Here is a 21,607-nt window from a genome sequence, read left to right on the forward strand (position 1 = left end):
ATGGCGGCGGCGGGCCGCCATCGCCGCGGCGATGGCCTCAGTGGCCGCGCAGATCGCGCAGGCGGATGCCCTGCAGCCACAGCAGCGCACCGTAGGCGCCGCCGCCGGCGCCGACCACCACCGCCAGTTTGATCAGGCGCTCCCACCACGGCCACACGGTCCAGCCCTGCCACAGCCACAGCAGGCTCAGCACCACCACCGTCATGGCCACGCTGGCCACGCCGATCTGGCGCAGGAACCGGCCCCAGCCCGGCTGGCGCCGATAGACCTTGGCCCGGCGCAGATACCAGGCCAGCTGCAGCGCGTTGGTCCAGCCGGCGATCGCGATCGCCGCCGCCAGGCAGGCATGCGCGCCGGGGATTTCGCCCAGGGCTTCGCGCGGATCGCCGCCGGTCTTGGCCAGCGCGGCTTGGCCGGCGTCGGTCAGATACAGCGCCGCCAGCAGCAGGAGCACGGTCGAAGCCAGGTTCACCAGCACCGACACCACCGCCGACTTGACCGGCGTCTTGGTGTCCTGGCGCGAATAGAACGCCGGCGCCAGCACTTTCACCAGCAAGAACGCCGGCACCGCGGTGGATTGCGCCATCAGGCTCAGGCGGATCATCTCGGTGTCGTGCGCATGCAGTCGCCCGTACTGGAACAAGGCCGCGATCAAGGCCTCGGCGCACAGCACCAGACCCAGGCAGGCCGGCACGCCGATCAGCAGGCACAGGCGGAAGCCCCAATCCAGCCCCTTCGAATAACCGTCGGTGTCGGTGGCGGCATGGCGCTTGGACAAGTGCGGCAGGATCACCGTGCCGATCGCCACGCCGAACATGCCCAGCGGGAATTCGAGCAGGCGATCGGTCAGGTACAGCCAGCTCACGCTGCCGACGATCAGGAACGAGGCCAGCGCCGTGTTCAGCAGCAGATTGACCTGGGCCACCGAGGAGCCGAACAAGGTCGGCACCATCAGCCGCATGATCTTGCGCACGCCCTGATGCGTCCCGCCCCAGCGCGGCCGCGGCAACAGCCCGAGCTTGGCCAGCGCCGGCAGTTGGAACGCCAGTTGCAGGATGCCGGCGAAGAACACGCCCCAGGCCAGCGCCAGCACCGGGTTGACGTTGAACGGCTGGGTCAGCGGCACCGCGCACACCGCCGCGGCGATCATCGAGAGGTTCAGCAGCACCGGCGACAGGGCCGGGATCGCGAATTTCTCGTAGCTGTTGAGGATGCCGCCGGCCAGCGAGGCCAGCGAGATGAACAAGGCGTACGGGAAGGTGATCTGCAGCATCTGCGTCGCCAGCCGGTACTGCTCGCTCAACGGGTCCCAGCCCGGGGCGAACAACTGCATGACCCAGGGCGCGGCCAGCACCACCACCGCCGTCATCGTCAGCAGCGCGGCGGTCAGGGTGCCGGCGACCCGATCGACCAGTTCCTTGACCGCGGCGTGGTCCTGTTTTTCCTTGTACTCGGCCAGGACCGGCACGAAGGCCATCGAGAACGAGCCCTCGGCCGAGATCCGGCGCATGAAGTTCGGAATCCTGAACGCGATGAAGAACGCGTCCATGGCCGGACTGGCGCCGAACTGCCAGGCGTACACTTGGTCGCGGACCAGCCCCGAGACCCGCGAGATCAGGGTCATGGCGCTGAAAATGACCGAGGAGCGCAACAAACCGCCGCCCTTACTCATCCCGCGCCTCCAGCCAGTTGACCCAACCCACTGAATCGGCCATACTTTTGGGTCTGATTTTCCGCAACTGCGAATTGAACCGCTTTTTCAACCGTAGTTCCTCGCTTAGTTTCTTCAACGCTTAACAGCCTAAATTTTTCAGGAATCCACCCGTGGCAAACATCAAGTCCGCCAAGAAGCGCGCCAAGCAGACTGTCGTGCGTAACGCCCGCAACGCCAGTCAGCGTTCGATGCTGCGTACCGCCGTCAAGAAGGTGCTCAAGGCCCTCGGCGAGAACGACGCCGCCGGTGCCAAGTCCGCGTTCGACGTCGCTCAGCCGATCCTCGACCGTTTCAGCTCCCGTGGCCTGATCCACAAGAACAAGGCCGCCCGCCACAAGAGCCGTCTGACGGCCCGCATCAAGGCGCTGTCCGCCGCCTGATACGCAGTCCGCAAGGACTTGTGCATGCAAAAGCCCGGCTTCGGCCGGGCTTTTGTTTGCGTGCGTGTTTTGTCCGGCGCCGCCGGTGCGAGCCGCGAACGCGCACGCCCCTGCCCGCGCGGCGGCACGGGAGGCGGATGCGGAACGCAGGCGGTCGTGCGGCACGTCGCGCATGATCGGCACGGCGTGTGAAGTCAGATTGAAGCCGGCCCCGGCCGGTTCCGCCGAGCGAGCCCCGGCGCTGCGGCGCATTGCGCGCCGCGAGCCGATGACGATGCGATAACGCCGAGCCCGCGGCTCAGGGCACATGTTCGCCGGCAGCGTTCGCCGCTTCCAGGGCGTCCGCGCGCTGACGGTCGAAGAACGCCATCACGTCCTGCATGATCGGGAAGGTGCCGTCACGGCTGATGGCCGAGACCAGATACCAGCGATCGGTCCAGCCCAGTTCATCGATGATCGCCTTCGCCGCCGCCTGCTGCTCTTCTTCCAGCAGCAGATCGGCCTTGTTGAGCACCAGCCAGCGCGGCTTGGCCAGCAATTCGGGATCGTGCTTGCGCAGCTCGTTCTCGATCGCCCGCACCTGCTCGGCCGGGCTCACGCCCTCGACCCCGCCTTCCATCGGCGCGATATCGACCAGGTGCAGCAGCAGACGCGTGCGCTGCAGATGGCGCAGGAACTGCGCGCCCAGGCCGGCGCCGTCGGCCGCGCCCTCGATCAGGCCGGGAATGTCCGCGATCACGAAGCTGCGATGCGCTTCGACGCTGACCACGCCCAGGTTCGGATACAAGGTGGTGAACGGATAATCCGCGACCTTCGGCGTCGCCGCCGAGACCGCGCGGATCAGCGTGCTCTTGCCCGCGTTCGGGAAGCCGAGCAGGCCGACGTCGGCCAGCAGCTTCAGCTCCAGCTTGAGCTCGCGCTCCTCGCCCGGCAGGCCCGGCAGGGCCTTGCGCGGCGTGCGGTTGACCGAGCTCTTGAAATGCATGTTGCCCAGGCCGCCCTTGCCGCCGCGCGCGACCAGCAGACGGTCGCCGTGCGCGGTCAGGTCGCCGATGATTTCGTCGGTTTCCACATTGGTGACCACGGTGCCGACCGGCACGGTGATGACCAGATCCTCGCCGCCCTTGCCGTAGGCCTGGCGACCCATGCCATTCTCGCCGCGCTGGGCGCGGAACTGCCTTTGATGACGGAAATCGACCAGGGTGTTGACGTTCTCGTCGGCGACGATGAACACGCTGCCGCCGCTGCCGCCGTCGCCGCCGTCCGGCCCGCCCAGCGGAATGTACTTCTCGCGACGGAAGCCGATGCAGCCGTTGCCGCCGTTGCCGGCGATGACTTGGATTTCTGCTTCGTCTACGAGTTTCATAAGAGCCGGGAATGGGGAATCGGGAATGGGGAATCGGTACAGCAGTTCGATGCGATTTTAGCGCCTCGCACCTGAGTCGCCGAGAACGGAAGGGATTGTCGGCTCAACGATTCCCGACTCCCCATTCCCGATTCCCGGCGTACAAACGAAAAGCCCCGCCGAAGCGGGGCTCCTCGCAGGACATCGCGCCGGAATTACTCGGCGGCGACGACGCTGACGGTGCGACGCTTCTTCAGGCCCTTGGTCGAGAACTCGACCTTGCCATCGACCAGCGCGAACAGCGTGTGGTCGCGGCCGAGGCCGACGCCGGCGCCCGGATGGAACTGGGTGCCGCGCTGACGCACGATGATGTTGCCCGCTTCGATGGCCTGACCGCCGTAGATCTTCACGCCCAGGTACTTCGGGTTGGAGTCGCGGCCGTTGCGGGTGGAACCTACGCCCTTTTTATGTGCCATGGCTGCTGCTCCTTACTTGTTGTCACCACCGGCGATGCCGGTGATTTCGATTTCGGTGTAGTGCTGACGGTGGCCCATCTGCTTGCGATGGTGCTTACGGCGGCGGAACTTCACGATGCGCACCTTGTCGGCGCGGCCGTGGCCGACGACCTTCGCGGTGACGCTGGCGCCCTTGAGCGCGTCGCCGAGCTTCACGCCTTCGCCGTCGCCGAGCATCAGGACGGTATCGAACTTGATTTCGCTGCCGGCTTCGACATCGAGCAGCTCGACGCGGAGCGTCTCGCCTTGCATCACGCGGTATTGCTTACCGCCGGTGACCAGTACTGCGTACATGACCAGATTCCTCTGTAGTTATTTTTGGTCCTGCCGACGCCCAACCGCGGGCGGACAGAAGCGGAATTGTAGGGACTTCAGCGAGTTACGGCAACTATGGGGAAGTCGCGCGGTGCCGGGGGCGGGCCTGGGGGCTGCGGCCGGACCGGGCGGCGACGACGCCCGTCGGAAATTATTAATTTAAAATCAACTAGTTGCATCAATCCCAGGACGATCCGAGGCATTCGGGGCAGACGTTGGCGCACCAGGCCGACTTCGGCCTGGTCTTGGCTTCGTCCGCCAGCCCGGCAGGGCATGGCCGGCAGCTCGGCGAACTAGGCTGGGTGGCCTGCCGGGGCGCCGGCTCAGCGACCAGCGTGCGGCGATCGCCCTCTCCGACAGACTTCAACCCGCACCACCGGTTACGGCACCTGGGGAATCTAAACAACCCGCCCTTGCTCCCCTCGCTTTTTGCTCGTCATTCCCGCGAACGCGGGAATGACGGCAAGAGCGGGAGCGCTACGACTTCGAAGTCTTTCGCGCGAAAGTCGCTGGATTCCCACGTTCGCGGGAATGACGGCAATTGTTTGAAGGCCTGTGGTCGTCGTGCCCAACGCGCATGCTCTTACCGAAGGCGTCGCTCTAGACCATGACGACGATCGCGCTCCACAGCCCGCACATACATCCGCAGCTGCGAATTCACCAGCAAGCATCGCTGAAACACACTCGCACGCACCGCACCCACCATGTTTCGCCCCTGCAACACCGCAAGTTTCCAACGCGTGAAGCCTCTTCACCCCGACCGCGCAAAAATCGCGTCGCGTCGCAAAGCCGCGGAAGAATCGCCTAGCAGTTCATAAAAACCGCAGACGCGCCCGCTAAAAATAGACCGACTCAGTTCACAGTTCTGAAAGAAACTTGATCAAGCGTGAAAACCGCCGCGCCCCGCGGCGAAGCCGCCGCGATCGATAAAAACGACTGATTTTCCAGGCTCCGCCGCCAGCATCAAAAAACGCACCATCTGTATGCATTGTGCGTGTATGTGCGCTCAGTCGCATTCATGCGGCTATCACAGCTTCGATGACACTTGCACGCACCGGGCGCGCTCAATTAGTTTCGAACGCGAGCGACTTGCAGGGGGTCGCGCGACAAGGAACAGCCGAGTCGATGCGCAGCGTATGCGACGCATGCGCGCCAGGATGAGGCGGTCGCGTTCTTCGGGGATTCTCTGCATGTGGTTTGCAGTCGTCGGTCAAACCGGTTTACGGCGCAGCGGCTTTGCCGCGCGCAATCGGATGCACGTGCTCTGGTTTTCCATGTCGCCCATCGCGCATGGAAACGGGAGAGTGCGTCCGCGATCCAACCCTGCAGCACGCCGGCGCCGATGCGCGCCGGGCGCGCTGCGCCAGGAAGTCCCGCGGAGGTAGAACGGCACGCCTGCCGCGGACCAAGGCCCGACGCTAGACAGGGGATGCGAAGGGGATCATGCGAAACGAAGGATCAAGGATGTTTGTCATGACTCGCAAAGCACGTTCGTTGAAATGGACCGCTCTGGCGCTGGCGACGGCGGCGATTATCGCGCCGGTGGCCTACTCCAGCGGTAAGTTCCAAGCCGTCAACAAGGCGCATGTGGCCAAGGTGGTCGCGCCCAAGGCAGCCGCCAAGCAGGCCGCCACCGAAACGCATAGGCGCTTCATCATCACCCACGCCGCCGGCGCCTCCAGCAAGGCCGCCGTTTCCAGCAGCCAGGTCTACGCCAAGGCCGCCAGCACGCTCGGCCTGGGCATCATGCCGCTGCGCACGCTCGCCACCGGCTCGAACCTGATCAAGACCGATACCGCGCTCGACGCCGCCGCGACGAAGGAACTGGCGATCGAGTTGATGAAGCAGGACCCGAGCATCATCGAAGTCATTCCCGACACGCTGAAGCACAAGACGATGGTCCCCAACGACCCCGGCTATGCGCAGCAGTGGCATTACAAGAACGGCCCGGGCGGCCTGAACCTCGAACCGGCCTGGGACATCGCCACCGGCGACGGCATCGTGGTCGCGGTGCTCGACACCGGCATCACCCCGCACAGCGATCTCAACGCCAACATCATTCCGGGCTACGACTTCATCGTCGATCCGGAAGTCAGCGTCGACGGCGACGGCCGCGATGCGGACCCGAACGATCCGGGCGACTGGCACGACGGCGAATGCGATCTGTTCGGCCAGCCCGACGACAGCAGCTGGCACGGCACCCACGTGGCCGGCACCATCGCCGCGGCGACCAACAACGGCACCGGCGTGGCCGGCGTCGCGCACGGCGCCAAGGTCCAGCCGGTACGCGTGCTCGGCAAGTGCGGGGGTTACACCTCCGACATCATCGATGCGGTGGTCTGGGCCTCCGGCGGCACCGTCGCGGGCGTTCCGAACAACACCACCCCGGCCGAAGTCATCAACCTCAGCCTCGGCGGCAGCGGCGCTTGCTCGGCGGCCGAACAGGTGGCCTTCGCCGATGCGCGCGCGCGCGGCACCACGGTGGTCATCGCCGCGGGCAACTCCGGCGGCGACGTCGCCAACTTCTCGCCCGCCAACTGCGACAACGTGATCGCGGTGTCCGCGGTCGGTCCGACCGGCGCCCTGGCCGGTTACTCCAACTTCGGTCCCAAGATCGACGTCGCCGCACCGGGCGGCTCCGGCGTGGTGCCGGCGGCCGACAACATCCTGTCCACCCTGAACCTGGGCGCGCACGAACAAGCGGGCGAAGGTTATGCGTGGATGGCCGGCACCTCGATGGCGGCGCCGCACGTCGCCGGCGTGGTCGCGCTGATGCAGTCGGCGGTGACCACGCCGAAGACCCCGGCCGAGATCGAAAAGATCCTGGTCAACACCGCCCACGTCGGCGGTCAGCCGGGCGGCTGCAGCTTCGCCAACTGGTGCGGCGCGGGCATCGTCGATGCGCGTTACGCCGTCGCCGTGGCCAAGGGCACCGAACCGCTGCCGCCCGATCCGGTCCCGCCGGAACCGGAACCGGCGATCGAGCTGGAAAACGGCGTCACCGTGACCAACATCGAAGTCGGCGCCAACGGCATCATCAAGTACCAGCTGCTGGTTCCGAACGGCGCGTCGAACCTGTTGTTCGCCATGTACGGCGGTACCGGCGACTCGGACATCTACGTCAAGTACGGCGCGGAACCGACCAGCACGTCCTACGACTGCCGTCCGTTCACCTCGTCCAACAACGAGACCTGCTTCTTCCCGACCCCGCAGGGCGGCGTGTGGTACGTCCAGGTCAAGGGCTACCGCGCTTCGGCCGGCATGTCGCTGTACCCGAGCTTCGTCGACGCCAACTATCCGCGTCGCGTCGAAGCCAAGGCCAGCGCCATGTCCAACCACCGCACCTCGGTGAACCTGTCGTGGGAGAAGGGCAAGAAGAATATCGACGTGTACCGCAACGGCGCGATCCTCAAGACCGTGCGCAACACCGGCGCCAACACCGATACCTTCCGCATCATCGGCAGCGGCACCATGAGCTACAAGCTGTGCAACAACGGTACGCAGGAATGCGCTGATCCGGTTTCGATCACGTACAACTCCAGCCGCTGATGGCAGCGTAAGCAAGGACGAAGGGCCCGGTGCGCCGGGCCCTTCGTTTTTCTTGAGGTTTGCCGCGGCGGATTGTTCAGCGGTTTGTCGTTGGTGATTGCCGCGAAAGCGAGCATCGGCGGAGTTCGCGGGTTTTCGCGAAAACCGCCGGGTTGCCGCGTTCGCGGGAACGACGAGCGAAGAAGCACGCAATCGGGCATTCGATTCACCGGAACTTGAGGACCGCTTTCGCACTCCACTGTCGGCAGCCCGCGCGACGACGCCTCGCCGCCCCTGCACGCATCGCATCACCTCGTTTCCCCCAAGCCCCATCCCAGCGGAGACTCCATGCGCACCGCCCTGTCCGTTTCCCGCACGCCCCGCTCCTCCTTTCTCGCCGGCGGCCTGCTGTTGGCCGCGCTCGCCGGCCTGAGCGCCTGCAACCGCAACGCGCCCTCCACCGATACCGCGCCCGCCGATGGCGCCGCTCCGGCCGCCGCGGCCGCGCCGGTGGTGCGCTTCGACGCCAGGCTCAGTCTGGTCAACAACAACGGCGCGATCCGCTACGACGGCACCGTCGATAGCGAGGCCACGCGCAAGACCCTGACCATCGCCCTGGCCCAGGCCTACGCCGGCCAGATCACCGGCACCCTCAACGCCGACAAGGCCGCCAAGCCGGCGCCGTGGCAGGACAAGCTGCCGCAGTTCGCCGCCGCGCTGACCATGCCGGGCGTGGCGGTGAATTTCGAAGGCAACAAGATCGAGCTCAGCGGTCAGGTCAACGATGCCGACCGCGCCGTGCTGCTGGAGAAGGCCAAGACCCTGTTCCCTGGTTTCAGCTACGGCGGCCTGTTCGAGGGCGTCGGCGGCACCGCCGCGTCCAGCGACGCCGCGGCCCAGGCCCTGGCCGCGCTGGAGCCGGGCAAGTCCGGCGCCGCCGACATCGCCAAGGCGCTGAACCAGATCAACCTGCGCTTCGACGACGGCGGCGCGCGCATCGCCCCGGCCAGCCTGGACATCCTCAGCCGCGCGGCCAAGGCCATCGCGGCCGGGCCCAAGGACGCGCGCTTCGAAATCGTCGGCCCGGGCGGCGGCGCCGGCCAGGCCGCCGACAACGAAATCCTGTCGCGGCAGCGCGCCGAGGCGGTGAAGGTCCAGTTGATCGTCAACGGGGTCAACCCGGGTGCGCTCGATACCCGCGGCGAACCGGGTACCACGACTACGCCGTTGCGCTTCAGCGTGGTCAAGTGAGGCTTGGGAGGGGTTTCGGCCCCTCGTTCTGATCGAGTGAGACTGTGGGAGGGGCTTCAGCCCCGATGCTCTTCGTTCAGATCGCTGCGTCGGAGCGAAAAGCATCGGGGCTGAAGCCCCTCCCACAAGAGCCATCCCAGGGCTGAAGTCCCTCCCACAAGAGCCGTCCTAAGGCTGAAGCCCCTCCCACAACAGCCGCCTCGCCCCGCCCCAGTTCGCGCAGTCGGCTTTGCCGGATCAGTCCGCGGCGTTCACGGCGATCCCGGGCCCGCCCGGCGCCAGCGCCTGAATCCCAAGCCCCACGGGCCCGGCATGACATCGCCGGTGACGCCCCCGCGCGCTTTGGTTCGGCGGATTTGCCCCCACCTTCCCCACTCGATACGCTCCCCTGTTCGCCGTCGCCTTTCGCGCCGGCGACTCTCCCCCTTGCAGGCACCCGATGGCGCTGGACTACATCCGCATCCGCGGCGCGCGGACGCACAACCTCAAGAACATCGATCTCGATCTGCCGCGCGACAAGCTGATCGTGATCACCGGACTGTCCGGCTCGGGCAAGTCCTCGCTGGCTTTCGACACCATTTACGCCGAAGGCCAGCGCCGCTACGTCGAATCGCTGTCGGCCTACGCGCGGCAGTTCCTGTCGGTGATGGAAAAGCCCGATGTGGACCACATCGAAGGCCTTTCGCCGGCGATTTCGATCGAGCAGAAATCCACCTCGCACAACCCGCGTTCGACCGTCGGCACGATCACCGAGGTCTACGACTACCTGCGCCTGCTGTACGCGCGCGTCGGCTCGCCGCGCTGCCCGGATCACCACTATCCGCTGGAGGCGCAGACCGTCAGCCAGATGGTCGATCAGGCCATCGCGCTCGACCCGGAGCAGCGCTACATGCTGCTCGCGCCGGTCATCCGCGAACGCAAGGGCGAGCACGCGCAGATATTCGAGCAACTGCGCGCGCAGGGCTTCGTGCGCGTGCGCGTGGACGGCCAGCTGTACGAGATCGACGCGGTGCCGCCGCTGGCCCTGCGCGTCAAGCACACCATCGAGGCGGTGGTCGATCGCTTCCGTCCGCGCGACGACATCAAGCAGCGCCTGGCCGAATCGTTCGAAACCGCGCTCAAGCTCGGCGACGGCATGGCCCAGGTGCAGTCGCTGGACAACGCCGAAACCGCGCCGTTGCTGTTCTCGTCCAAGTACAGCTGCCCGGTCTGCGATTACTCGCTGCCCGAACTCGAACCGCGGCTGTTCTCGTTCAATTCGCCGGTCGGCGCCTGCCCGACCTGCGACGGCCTGGGCGTGGCGGAATTCTTCGATCCCGCGCGCGTGGTCGTGCACCCGGAACTGTCGCTCTCGGCCGGCGCGGTGCGCGGCTGGGATCGCCGCAACGCCTACTACTTCCAACTGATCCAGTCGCTGGCCAAGCACTACAAGTTCAATGTCGATACACCGTGGCAGTCGCTGACCGCGACCCAGCAACAGGCGGTGCTGTACGGCAGCGGCGACGAGCAGATCAGCTTCAACTACATCACCGAGAACGGCGGCCGCAGCCAGCGCAAGCATCGCTTCGAAGGCATCGTGCCGAACCTGGAGCGGCGTTACCGCGAGACCGAATCGGCGGCGGTGCGCGAGGAACTGGCCAAGTTCATCAGCCAGCGTCCCTGCCCCGACTGCGGCGGCGCGCGCCTCAACCGCGCCGCGCGCAACGTCTTCGTCGCCGAGCGTCCGCTGCCGGACCTGGTGGTGCTGCCGGTCGATGAAGCGCTGAATTTCTTCAAGGGCCTGGAACTACCGGGCTGGCGCGGCGAGATCGCGATCAAGATCGTCAAGGAGATCGTCGATCGCCTGCGCTTCCTGGTCGATGTCGGCCTGGATTACCTCACCCTGGAACGCAAGGCCGACTCGCTGTCGGGCGGCGAAGCCCAGCGCATCCGTCTGGCCAGCCAGATCGGCGCCGGACTGGTCGGGGTGATGTACGTGCTCGACGAGCCTTCGATCGGCCTGCATCAGCGCGACAACGAGCGCCTGCTCGGCACGCTGACGCGTCTGCGCGATCTGGGCAACACCGTGATCGTGGTCGAGCACGACGAAGACGCGATGCGACTGGCCGACTACATCGTCGATATCGGCCCCGGCGCGGGCGTGCACGGCGGCGAGATCGTCGCCCAGGGCCACTTCGCCGACATCCTGAGAGCGCCGCGTTCGCTGACCGGCCAGTACCTCAGCGGCAAGCGCAAGATCGAAATTCCCAAGATCCGGCACAAGCCGAACCCGAAGACCACCCTGCATCTGCGCGGCGCCAGCGGCAACAACCTCAAGGATGTCGATCTGCACATCCCCGCGGGGCTGTTGACCTGCGTCACTGGCGTGTCGGGTTCGGGCAAGTCCACGCTGATCAACGACACGCTGTACGTGATCGCCGCCAACGAGTTGAACGGCGCTTCGCAAACCCCGGCGCCGTACAAGGCGGTGGAGAACATCGAGCTGTTCGACAAGGTCGTGGACATCGACCAGTCGCCGATCGGGCGCACGCCGCGCTCCAATCCGGCCACCTACACCGGCTTGTTCACGCCGCTGCGCGAGTTGTTCGCGCAGGTGCCCGAAGCGCGCTCGCGCGGCTATTCGCCGGGCCGTTTCAGCTTCAACGTGCGCGGCGGCCGTTGCGAGGCCTGCCAGGGCGACGGCCTGATCAAGGTCGAGATGCACTTCCTGCCGGACGTGTACGTGCCCTGCGACGTCTGCCACGGCAAGCGCTACAACCGCGAGACGCTGGAGGTGTTGTACAAGGGCTACAACATCAACGACGTGCTGTCGATGACGGTGGAAGCGGCGCTGAGCCTGTTCGAAGCGGTGCCGACCATCGCGCGCAAACTCGAAACGCTGATGGACGTGGGCCTGAGCTACATCAAGCTGGGCCAGAGCGCGACCACCCTGTCGGGCGGCGAAGCGCAGCGCGTGAAGCTGTCGAAGGAACTCTCGCGCCGCGATACCGGGCGCACGCTGTACATCCTCGACGAGCCGACCACGGGCCTGCATTTCCACGACATCGAGCACCTGCTCGCGGTCCTGCACCGCCTGCGCGACGACGGCAACACGGTGGTGGTGATCGAGCACAACCTCGACGTGATCAAGACCGCCGACTGGGTCATCGACCTGGGTCCGGAAGGCGGCCATCGCGGCGGCACCATCCTCGCCACCGGCACGCCGGAAGACATCGCCGCGCTGCCGCATTCGCATACCGGCCACTTCCTCGCACCGCTGCTGGGCACGCCGAAGAAGGCCAAGCCCGCTGAGCCTGCGAAGAAGAAACCGGTGGCGAAATCCGACGCGCCGGCCGCGCGCGCCAAGAAGAAATCCGCTGCATGAGCGATACCAAGAAGAAGGCCCCGGCGGCCGGCGGCGACGCCGACAAGGCCAAGCCGGCACCGCGCAAGCGCAGTCCGCGTTCGCGCAAGCAGACCGAAGCGGCGGCGGCTACCGACAGCGCGGTAACCGCGCAGGCGACCCAGCCCACGGCTTCCAACGCGCCGGTAACCGCAATCGCGGCGCCGACGCCCGCCGTCCCGCCCGCATTGATCCGCGTCCCGCTGTCGGTGCGCTGGCGCGACCTGGACGCCTTCAACCACGTCAACAATTCGCAGTTCCTCAGCTATCTGGAGGAAGCGCGCCTGCGCTGGATGGTGACCCTGCCCGGCCACGGCATGGACGAACACGTCGCGCCGGTGGTCGCCGCCGCGCATCTGAACTATCGCCGGCCGATCGAATGGCCGAACGAGATCGATGTCGAACTGTTCGTCGAGCGCCTGGGCAACACCAGCCTGAGCATCGGCCATCGCATCGTCGGCGCCCACGACGAAACGGCGATTTATTGCGACGGCAACGTCGTGCTGGTGTGGATACATCGCGACACCGGGCAACCGGCGGCGTTGCCCGAGCCCGTGCGCACGGCCTGCTCGTTGGGTTGATGACCGCGCGGGCAGGAGCGAATCCCCCGCGCTGAAGATTTTCCCGGCTTCGATTTCGCGCCGTGCGCTCGCCCCTTTTCCAAAGGGGGCACCGGGTAACGGGTTTCGCGTTCTTTCCAAGACCGATAGCGACAAGATCGCCGCGTCAGCAACCGCCTCAGGGCGCGGCTTTGCGCACCTCGAACTCGCCCAGCAGCGAGCCGCCGTCCTTGAGCCGGAACTCGATCGCCACGCGGCTGCCTTCCTTGAGCGGCGCATGCGGCTGCATCAGCATCAGATGCATGCCGCCGGGCTTGAGCACCGCGGCGCCGTCCGGGGCGATGCGCAGTTCGGGCAAGGCGCGCATCTTGCTGATCCCATCGACGATGCGGGTCTCGTGCAGCGACACGTCGGCGAAGGCCGCGCTGCTGGCGCCGACGATCACCACCGGCGCCGCGCAACGGTTCTCGATGCGGCCGAACCCGGCCATCATCGGCATTTGCATCGGCGGCAAGCGCACCCAACCCTCCCGCACCTGGGCCAGACAGCCGGCCGTGGCCGCGGCGGCCTTCGGCGGCTGCTTCGCCGCGACGCTGAATACCGTGCCGGCGGCGATCAAAGCCGCAAGCGCCAACCCCGTTCGGATGCTCGATACGTTCATCGGCCTATCATAACCCCCGAGCATCGATGGAGTTGACGATGAAACAGCTGAGCCTGCTCGCCCTGGCCGTAGCCCTGAGCGCCTGTTCCTCACCTTCCGGCGACCCCGCCGGCAAAGCCACGCCGGCCGCGTCGCCCGACGCCGACGGCGCCGATGCGCACAGCGGCGGCGCGACCCGCCTGACCGTCTACAGCGGCGACTACGAGTCGCTCGCCAACGTGCGCAGCGCCAGCGCCGGCATGCCCGGCTACGCCTTGGTCGAACGCCCGCTGCGCTTCGATCTCAAGCGCGGCGGCAATTCGCTGTCGGACAAACCGCTGCCGCCGTCGATGGACGTCGAGGCCGCGGTGCTGCAGCCGCGCAGCCCCGGCGTCAGCGTGGTGGGACAGCGCTACATCGCGCCGGTCTCGGGCGCGCAGAACGTGGTCGGCGTCGCCATCGGCCGCAAGGTCAGCGTCGAACACACCGCCGGCGGCGCCAAGCAGACCGACAGCGGCGTGCTGCTGGCGGCTGGCGACGGCCTCACCCTCGCCCTCGACGACGGCCGGGTCAAGGTCATCCGCAGCTACGACAGCTTCAGCCTGGTCGATAACGACAACGTGCTGCCGCGCCAATCGGCGCTGCAGTGGACGGTCAATGCCGCGCAGGCCGGCAACGCCGATTTCGTATTGAGCTACCCCATGGGCGGCATGGCCTGGCGCGCCGAATACCGCGCCACGCTCGCCTCCGGCGGCGGCTGCAAGCTGGCGCTGGACGGCGCGGCGCTGGTCGCCAATCGCAGCGGCCGCGCCTTCAACGACGTGCGCCTGAGCCTGGTCGCGGGCGAGCCCAATCGCACGCGCAATCTCGACTTCGTCCAGGTCACCGGCTCACGCATCCAGGCCGACAGTTACGCGGTAGCCGCGCCGGCCGCGCCGCCACCGCCGATGCCGCTCGAGCGCGCCGCCGGCGAATACCACGCCTACGATCTGTCGCAACCGGCCAGCCTGAACAACGGCGGCACCGAACGCATCGCGCTGTTCCCGCGCAACGACGCGGTCGCCTGCGAACGCATCTACTCGCTGGAAGCCAGCGACAACGGCTGGCAGCCGCCGACGCCGCTGATCGATCGCGACTACGGCGGCCAGACCGGCGACATCCCGGTGGTGTCCAAGGTCGAGTTCAAGAACGACAAGGCCTCCGGCCTGGGGCTGCCGTTGCCGGCCGGCCGCGTGCGCGCCTTCGACGGCGGCGATTTCCTCGGTGAATCCCAACTCCAGCACACCCCGTCGGGCGCCGACATCAAGCTCGAACTCGGCAAAGTCTTCGACCTGAGCGGCAAGCGCGAAGCCACCGCGTTCCAGCTCGACCGTACCGGACGGACCATCACCGAATCGTTCGCGATCACCGTCAAGAACGCGAAGAAGAACCTCGCCACGGTTCGCGTCACCGAACCCTTGCCGCGCTGGACCGATTGGGAGATCGTGTCCTCCAGCCTGCCGTCGAAGAAGAAGGACGCGCGCCACGCTCAGTTCGAGGTGCCCGTGCCGGCCGAAGGCGAAACCAAGCTGACCTACACCGTGCGCTATCGCTGGCCCCAGGACGTCAAACCATGAATTGCGTAGAAACCCAGACCCACGGCGACATCGTCGAAATCAAGCTGGCGCGCGCGCCGGTCAACGCGCTCAATCCGGCGCTGTGCAACGCCGCGCGCGAAGCGATCGAACAGGCGGTGCTGCACGGCGCGCACGGCATCGTGCTCAGCGGCGGTCCGAAGGTGTTCTCCGCGGGTCTGGACGTGCCCTACCTGATCTCGCTGGGCGATCGGCGCGATCATCTGCTGCTGGCCTGGCAGGCCTTCTTCGGCCTCAGCCGCGCATTGGCGTCCTCGCCGGTGCCGGTGGTCGCGGCGATCGCCGGCCACGCGCCGGCCGGCGGCTGCGTACTGGCCTTGTGCTGCGATTACCGGGTGATGGCCTCGGGCGACTACGGCATCGGCCTCAACGAAACCCAGGTCGGCCTGGTCGCGCCGGAAGGCATCCAGCGCCTGATGCGGCGCGTGGTCGGCACCTATCGCGCCGAACGCCTGCTGGTGGCCGGCGCGATGGTGAATGCCGAAAACGCGCTGCGCATCGGCCTGGTCGATGAACTGGTCGAGATCGACGCGGTCTCCGAGCGCGCGCGCGAATGGCTGCAGCAACTGTTGAGCCTGCCGCGCAGCGCGATGCTGCAAACCCGCGCCCTGGCCCGCGCGGATCTGATCGAGGCCCTGCGGCCGGAGCATATCGAGCTCGATCGCTTCGTCGAATCCTGGTATTCGCTGGATACGCAGGTAGCGTTGAAGGCGCTGGTGGCTAAGCTGGGCAAGTGATGGGCAGGAGCGTAGAAACGAGTTCCTCGCTTCAAAGCAGCCAAACCTCGACGCGTTCATTGCGATAACGCGCCGCCGCGTCGCGCGGGCCGGCCACCGGCAGCGCGGTGCCCATGCCGCGCGCCTGCTGCACCTTGAGACCGCGCGAAACCAGTTCCTGCGCGATCAGGTCGGCGCGGTCGTTGCTCATCATCATCGCCGCCATCGTCGAACCGGCGCTGATGTCGGCGAAACCGATCACCAGCAGGCGCCGGCCGCGGTTCGGCGGCAATTGCATGAACGCGCGCAGGCGGTCGAGGTCGCGCACCGCGCGGCTGTCGTACACGCTCGCCGCCACGCCGCTTTCGCTGGGACCGTTGAAGTTGAAGCGCAGACTCAGCGGCAGGCGCACGGCGTTATCGACCAGTTGACGGTATTCGCCCGGGCCGAGGGTGACGCGGCGTTCGCGTCCGGGCACCAGCGTCACCGCGACATGGCCGCTGCGCGCGACCGCGCGCTGACCCGGCCGGGTCATCGCATACAAGGCGAAGCTGCGGCTGAGCGCGCCCATCATCTGGCCGCCGTACAGATACAGGCGCCGGCTCAGCGGATAGTCCTCGCTCGACACTTCGGTGCGGGTCGGCGCGATCGCGCGGCCGCCGTCGGCGATCGCCAGCGGCCTGGTGCCGACGCCGTAATGTTCGCCGAGCGGAATCAGGCCGATCGCGAGCGGATCGGCGGCGACCGCGGCGATCAGTTCGCGCGCGTTCGCATGTTGCTGCGCTTCGGCGAAGGCGGCGCCGCGCATCACCCGCTCGTTGATCAGATCGCGCACCGCGCCGGCGCTGGAATCCAGGTGCAGATGCACTTGCCCGGCGGCGCCGAGTTCGCGCCAGTCGCGCGATTGCCCAGACAACAACGCGCGCAGTTGATTGAAATTCAGGCGCACGACCGGGTTGTTGCGATTGACCACCACCGCCACGCCGTCGAGCGCGATCACGAATTCCTGGTCGGGCGTGCCCAGGTCGCCGAGCTGCCAACCGGCGTCGAGTTCGGCCGCGTTCGGGCGCCGCGTCATCATCGCGATCTGGGTCTGGCCCTCGATCAGATCGTTGAAACCGCGCGCCGAATCGCTGGCGCCGATTTCCACGATCAAGGGCTGGCCGTCGCGAGTGGCGTGGATTTCGGTCAGCGCCGGCTTCGACCGGTCCACGCGGATGCCGCTGTAGCCGATATCGCGCAACCACGATTGCGCGACCGCCGGCACCAGCGCATGCGCCAGAGTGTTGGAACCGCGGATGCGCACGCGCTCGGCGTCCTGTGCGGCGGCGGGAGCGGCGAAGGCGGAAAGGACGAAGGCAAAAACCAACAAGAACGGCGAAACGACGGCACGCGGCATGGCGCGCACTCCCCCTGTGCGAATTGCGCGAAGGATGGGCGCGGCCTGTGACGCGACCGTTACGCGACGCGCGTCACTTCGATAACGTTAAGCGATCGACTTATTGCGCACAGTTGGGTTGTGCTGCGCGAACGCGCCGCGCGTGCGGGAATCGCGCAATTCGCGGCTTAAAAACGATGCGGGCGCCAATTCGCGTCGCAACTGTCGTCGCGAACGAACCATCCGAAAGCGCCTCGCACACAGACAGTTGCGCGCCATCCGGCCGGATCGAACGCCGGCAACGCGGCCGTCAGCCTTCGCCGGTCGCGATCGGCCGCTGCGAATCTTCGATCCATCCGCTCCAGGAACCGGTATACAACGCCGCGCCGTCGAAACCGGCGTGCGCCATCGCCAGCAGATGATGGCAGGCGGTCACGCCCGAGCCGCACATCGCCGCGACTTGCGCCGGCTCGCGTCCGCCCAGCAACGGCGCGAATTCCGACGCCAGGGTTTGCGGCGATTTGAAGCGGCCGTCGGCCAGGTTGGCCGAGTACGCGCGATGGCTCGCGCCCGGCACGTGCCCGGCGACGCGGTCGAGCGGTTCGACTTCGCCGCGAAAACGCTCGCCGGCGCGCGCATCGATCAGCAGGCCGCCGGAATCGAGCAAGGCGCGCACGTCCTGCGCGTCGAGCAGGCGGCGCGCGTCGAAGCTCGCCTGGTAGTGCGTCGCTTGCGGCGCCGGAATCCCGGCGTCGGCCGGCAAGCCGAGCGCGCTCCAGCGCTGCCAGCCGCCATCGAGCACGGCCACGCGCCGATGGCCCAGCACGCGCAGCAGGAACCACAGGCGCGAAGCGGCGAGCGCGCCGTCGGCGGCGTCGTACACCACCACCTGATGCTGCGGCGTGACGCCCCAGCGGCCCAGGGTGGCGGTGAAATCGGCGGCGTCCGGCCACGGGTGGCGGCCGCCGGAGGTCTTGCGATGATCCGACAGGTCGCGATCCAGATCGGCGTAACGCGCGCCGGGGATGTGCGATTGCCGGTAGGCGTTCTCGCTGGCCGCGCGATCGGTGAGCGAGGTGCGGGTGTCGATAACGATCAGATCTTCGCGGCCCAGCGCCGCGGCGAGATCCTCGGCCGATACCAGGGTGGTCCAGGCGGTCATCGCGCAGCCTCCAATCGTTGTCGCAGGTTGAGCAGCATCGACGCGGTCGCGCCCCAGATGCGCTGGCTCGGATAGCGGTATTCCAGCACGTGGCGCGCGCGGCCCTTGTACTCGAGCGTGCGCGTGCCGAGGTTGTCCGGGTCCAGCAGGAAGGTCAGCGGGACTTCGAACACTTCCGCGACCTCGCCCGGATCGGGCCGCGCCACGTAAGCCGGGTCGATCACCGCCACCAGCGGCAACACGCGAAAACCGGTGATGGTGACCAGCGGGTCGAGAAACCCCAACGGCGCGATCAACGCGGCCGGCACGCCGATTTCCTCTTCGGTCTCGCGCAGCGCCGCGGCGACCGCGTCTTCATCGCTGGGCTCGATGCGTCCGCCGGGGAAACTGACCTGCCCGCCGTGCTGGCGCAATCCGTCGGTGCGCCGGGTCAGCAGCACCTGCACGCCTTCGCCGCGCGGCACCAGACCGACCAGCACCGCGGCCTGCGCGTGCAGCGCGTTGTCGGGCAGCAGGTCGGTGACATCGTCGAGATTCCAGCCGTCGCTCTCGGGCGCGGCGTCGAGCGGATGCAGCGCCGCCAGCAGGCGCGTGCGCGCGCGCGAATCGCCGTCGAGAAAATTTCCGGCGAACGCGGACGCGGCGGAACCGGAGGCGGCCTCGGAACTCACCGCAGGCCCGCCTCGCGCTTGGGCAGCACGTCTTCCATCAGGCGCAGGCGTTCGTCGTCGTTCATTTGCGACCAGCGCGCGATTTCCGCGGTGGTGCGATGGCAGCCCATGCACAGGCCGTCGTCGCGAAGTTGGCATACGCCGATGCAGGGGCTCAGCACCGCGCGAAAAGTCGTCATATCGTCCACCGGGGCCATGCCGCCATTTTGCCTGGCGGGCCGGCCGGGTAAAGCCTCGCCGCGCGGGCGGCAAGCAGAACGGAAAATCGGCGCCATGCCGGGCATGCGCCGCCGGACCCCACAAACGACTTGCGCCGGACGGGCCGGCGCAAGTGCGTCACACAACTGCGTTCGAGCTTCGTGGTCGTATTACTTGACGCTGACCAGCTTGATTTCGAACTGCACCGCCACGTTCGGCGGGAACGGGGTGCGCGGATCGGCGCCGTAAGCCTGGGCCGAGGGCAGCGTCACTTCCCACTTGGAACCGGTCGGCATCTGCAGCAGGGTTTCCTGCATCGCCTTCATTTCGATGTCGCTGACCTTAATCGACGGGATCGAGTTGGCCGGACGCGCCTGCGCCGGACGCTCGCCCCAGGGGAACGGGCCGGCCACTTCCAGCGCCACGGTGCTCGAGGAGGTCGGCTTGGCGCCGGTGCCGTTGTCGATCACGCGGTACTGCACGCCGCTCGGCAGCACCTTCACGCCCGCCTTGGACTTATTGGCGTTGATGAAGGTTTCGCTCTTGGTCTTGTTCTCGGCCGCGGCCTTGTCCCACTCGGCCTTGGCGCGCTCGGTCTGGCGCTTCTGCATGTTCTGCACGGCAGTGCGCAGTTGCTCGACCGGCACGGACGGCTGCTTCTTGGAATAACCGTCCTGCAGACCCTTGATGATGGTGTTCACATCGACCTGCTCGCCGCTTTCCACGGCATTCCTGCCGAGGTCGTAGCCGAGCGCGTAGCTCAGCTTGCCCTTCTCGGAAGAAGTGTCCTGCGCGACGGCGTTGCCGGCGGTCAGTGCCAGGGCCGCGACGGCGGCAGCAATCAAACGCAACTTCATTCGGTGAAACCTCCGGTAATGGCACGGGGCGACCTTCGCCGCCCCGATCAGCTGGGAGCACTTTCCAATGCCCCAATGTGTAAAGCCCTGCGGTCGAAAGCCCCGGACAGGACGGGTTAGGATACCGGCGGCAGCGCTTAACCGCCACTGACGCCGCCCGCCTATGACAGCGCCGCGACCGCGGAGTTCAACGGCGGTCGCAATCCCCACTCCCCGCAATTTTCGAGAACCCTACGGCCATCACATGACCGAATCGCCCTTGCTGATCGCCGATCGCGGCGCCGTGCGCCAGATCTGCGTGAACCGTCCGGACAAGCTGAACGCGCTCAACGCGGCCACCCTGGACGCCCTGCTGGCCGCCTTCGAGGCCGCCGCGGCCGACCCGGCGGTGCGCGCCGTGGTCCTCACCGGGGCCGGCCCGAAGGCCTTCGTCGCCGGCGCCGATATCTCGGAAATGAATACCTTGACCCCGGTCCAGGGCCGCGATTTCTCCCTGCGCGGGCAGAAACTGATGCGCCGGATCGAGAAAATGCCCAAGCCGGTGATCGCGATGATCAACGGTTTCGCCCTCGGCGGCGGCCTGGAACTGGCGATGGGCTGCCATCTGCGCCTGGCCGCGGACAGCGCCAAGATCGGCCAGCCCGAGATCAACCTCGGCCTGATCCCCGGTTTCGGCGGCACCCAGCGCCTGCTGCGCCTGGCCGGCCGCGCCGCGACCCTGGAGCTGTGCCTGCTCGGCGCGCCGATCGACGCGGCGCGGGCGAAGGAACTGGGCATCGTCAACCGGGTGATCGCCGCGGCCGAGCTGGAAGCGGAGACCTTCAAGCTGGCCGAGCAACTGGCCGCGTCCGCGCCGCTGGCGTTGCGCGGCGTGCTCGACTGCGTCGCGGTCGGCGGCGAATGCGGCATCGAAGAAGGCCTGGAGTACGAGACCGCGCAATTCGGTTTGATGTTCTCCACCGACGACATGCGCGAAGGCACCGGCGCGTTCCTGGAACGGCGCAAGCCGGCGTTCCACGGCCGTTGAGTCCGGCGTGAGCGCATCGGGCCATCGCGAATCCGATAACGACGCGCCGGGCGATGCCGCCTGCGCGTGCGGCTGCACCGATCCGCGCGGCGCGGCGGCGCATGCGATCGCGCGCGCGCTGGCGCGCGACGATCTGGATCGCGCCATCGCCCTGGGCCTGTTGAACGACGACGCCGACCCGACCCTCGCCTGCGCGCATTGCACGCCCGCGTGCGCGCTCGCTATCGGCCAGGCGCGCGCGAATCGATTGACCGCGTTGGCCGCGCGCGACCGCTACCGCGCCCGCGCGCAACGGCTGCAACGCCGCGCCGACGAACGCGCGGCGCAGCGCGCC

General features: G+C 67.4%; 19 protein-coding genes. 9 read left to right on the forward strand and 10 right to left on the reverse strand.

The features are described 5' to 3' along the window. Positions 1-37: 37 nt before the first annotated feature. Positions 38-1,672, reverse strand: a complete 1,635-nt coding sequence (gene murJ, locus J7J50_RS18615; protein WP_215056897.1) for a murein biosynthesis integral membrane protein MurJ — start codon at positions 1,670-1,672, stop codon at positions 38-40. A 152-nt stretch (positions 1,673-1,824) separates the two neighbouring features. Between murJ and rpsT the strand changes: the two genes are divergently transcribed. Then, positions 1,825-2,094 (forward strand): 30S ribosomal protein S20, encoded by a 270-nt coding sequence (rpsT, locus tag J7J50_RS18620; RefSeq protein WP_055910472.1) that lies wholly within the window; start codon positions 1,825-1,827, stop codon positions 2,092-2,094. A gap of 298 nt (positions 2,095-2,392) precedes the next feature. Here rpsT and cgtA read toward each other — a convergent pair whose 3' ends face one another. From cgtA to rplU, 3 genes are all read right to left on the reverse strand, one after another. Beyond that, complete coding sequence (cgtA, locus tag J7J50_RS18625) at positions 2,393-3,460, reverse strand: Obg family GTPase CgtA (protein WP_215056898.1); 1,068 nt, start codon at positions 3,458-3,460, stop codon at positions 2,393-2,395. Positions 3,461-3,654: 194 nt separating this feature from the next. Continuing rightward, a complete protein-coding gene (gene rpmA, locus J7J50_RS18630; RefSeq protein WP_031371911.1) occupies positions 3,655-3,915 on the reverse strand; it encodes a 50S ribosomal protein L27 in 261 nt (86 codons plus the stop codon). Between the two features lie 12 nt (positions 3,916-3,927). Continuing rightward, entirely contained in the window at positions 3,928-4,248 is a 321-nt protein-coding gene (gene rplU, locus J7J50_RS18635) for a 50S ribosomal protein L21 (protein WP_036113830.1), read from the reverse strand. A gap of 1,494 nt (positions 4,249-5,742) precedes the next feature. Here rplU and J7J50_RS18640 point away from each other — a divergent pair. From J7J50_RS18640 to J7J50_RS18655, 4 genes are all read left to right on the forward strand, one after another. Further along, a complete protein-coding gene (locus J7J50_RS18640; RefSeq protein WP_215056899.1) occupies positions 5,743-7,818 on the forward strand; it encodes a S8 family peptidase in 2,076 nt (691 codons plus the stop codon). A gap of 327 nt (positions 7,819-8,145) precedes the next feature. Further along, a complete protein-coding gene (locus J7J50_RS18645) occupies positions 8,146-9,048 on the forward strand; it encodes an OmpA family protein (RefSeq protein WP_215056900.1) in 903 nt (300 codons plus the stop codon). A 439-nt stretch (positions 9,049-9,487) separates the two neighbouring features. Next, on the forward strand, positions 9,488-12,412 hold the full coding sequence (gene uvrA, locus J7J50_RS18650; RefSeq protein WP_215056901.1) for an excinuclease ABC subunit UvrA: 2,925 nt from the start codon (positions 9,488-9,490) through the stop codon (positions 12,410-12,412). Positions 12,413-12,618: 206 nt separating this feature from the next. Next, positions 12,619-13,011 carry a thioesterase family protein gene (locus J7J50_RS18655; RefSeq protein ID WP_251044438.1) on the forward strand — a complete coding sequence of 131 codons (393 nt, stop codon included), beginning with the start codon at positions 12,619-12,621 and terminating at the stop codon, positions 13,009-13,011. Positions 13,012-13,168: 157 nt separating this feature from the next. Here the strand turns inward: J7J50_RS18655 and J7J50_RS18660 are convergent, their stop codons facing one another. After that, positions 13,169-13,651: a copper chaperone PCu(A)C gene (locus J7J50_RS18660; protein WP_215056903.1), complete on the reverse strand. Its 483-nt coding sequence runs from the start codon at positions 13,649-13,651 to the stop codon at positions 13,169-13,171. Between the two features lie 38 nt (positions 13,652-13,689). Here J7J50_RS18660 and J7J50_RS18665 point away from each other — a divergent pair, with 38 nt between their 5' ends. Further along, positions 13,690-15,246, forward strand: coding sequence for a DUF4139 domain-containing protein (locus J7J50_RS18665; protein WP_215056904.1), 1,557 nt, complete (start codon positions 13,690-13,692; stop codon positions 15,244-15,246). Beyond that, the gene (locus tag J7J50_RS18670; protein WP_215056905.1) at positions 15,243-16,001 is read left to right on the forward strand and encodes an enoyl-CoA hydratase/isomerase family protein; all 759 of its coding nucleotides are present in this window, start codon (positions 15,243-15,245) and stop codon (positions 15,999-16,001) included. The genes J7J50_RS18665 and J7J50_RS18670 overlap by 4 nt, the downstream gene beginning before the upstream one ends. A 31-nt stretch (positions 16,002-16,032) precedes the next feature. Here J7J50_RS18670 and J7J50_RS18675 read toward each other — a convergent pair whose 3' ends face one another. From J7J50_RS18675 to J7J50_RS18690, 5 genes are all read right to left on the reverse strand, one after another. After that, the gene (locus J7J50_RS18675; RefSeq protein WP_215056906.1) at positions 16,033-17,379 is read right to left on the reverse strand and encodes a substrate-binding domain-containing protein; all 1,347 of its coding nucleotides are present in this window, start codon (positions 17,377-17,379) and stop codon (positions 16,033-16,035) included. A gap of 289 nt (positions 17,380-17,668) precedes the next feature. Beyond that, positions 17,669-18,520, reverse strand: coding sequence for a sulfurtransferase (locus J7J50_RS18680; RefSeq protein ID WP_215056907.1), 852 nt, complete (start codon positions 18,518-18,520; stop codon positions 17,669-17,671). After that, a complete protein-coding gene (locus tag J7J50_RS25300; RefSeq protein WP_343222544.1) occupies positions 18,517-19,191 on the reverse strand; it encodes a CoA pyrophosphatase in 675 nt (224 codons plus the stop codon). Before J7J50_RS25300 ends, J7J50_RS18680 begins: the two co-directional genes overlap by 4 nt. After that, positions 19,188-19,370, reverse strand: coding sequence for a DUF1289 domain-containing protein (locus tag J7J50_RS24910; protein ID WP_251044433.1), 183 nt, complete (start codon positions 19,368-19,370; stop codon positions 19,188-19,190). The genes J7J50_RS25300 and J7J50_RS24910 overlap by 4 nt, the downstream gene beginning before the upstream one ends. Positions 19,371-19,559: 189 nt before the next feature. Continuing rightward, positions 19,560-20,246, reverse strand: coding sequence for an FKBP-type peptidyl-prolyl cis-trans isomerase N-terminal domain-containing protein (locus tag J7J50_RS18690; protein ID WP_215056908.1), 687 nt, complete (start codon positions 20,244-20,246; stop codon positions 19,560-19,562). 244 nt (positions 20,247-20,490) lie between these two features. Between J7J50_RS18690 and J7J50_RS18695 the strand changes: the two genes are divergently transcribed. Both J7J50_RS18695 and J7J50_RS18700 read left to right on the forward strand, forming a co-directional pair. Continuing rightward, positions 20,491-21,273, forward strand: coding sequence for an enoyl-CoA hydratase-related protein (locus tag J7J50_RS18695; RefSeq protein ID WP_215056909.1), 783 nt, complete (start codon positions 20,491-20,493; stop codon positions 21,271-21,273). A gap of 7 nt (positions 21,274-21,280) precedes the next feature. Then, the coding region (locus J7J50_RS18700) for a hypothetical protein (RefSeq protein WP_215097535.1) at positions 21,281-21,607 on the forward strand (327 nt) is incomplete at its 3' end.

This window comes from Lysobacter sp. ISL-50, from assembly GCF_018612875.1.
GTDB lineage: Bacteria > Pseudomonadota > Gammaproteobacteria > Xanthomonadales > Xanthomonadaceae > Lysobacter.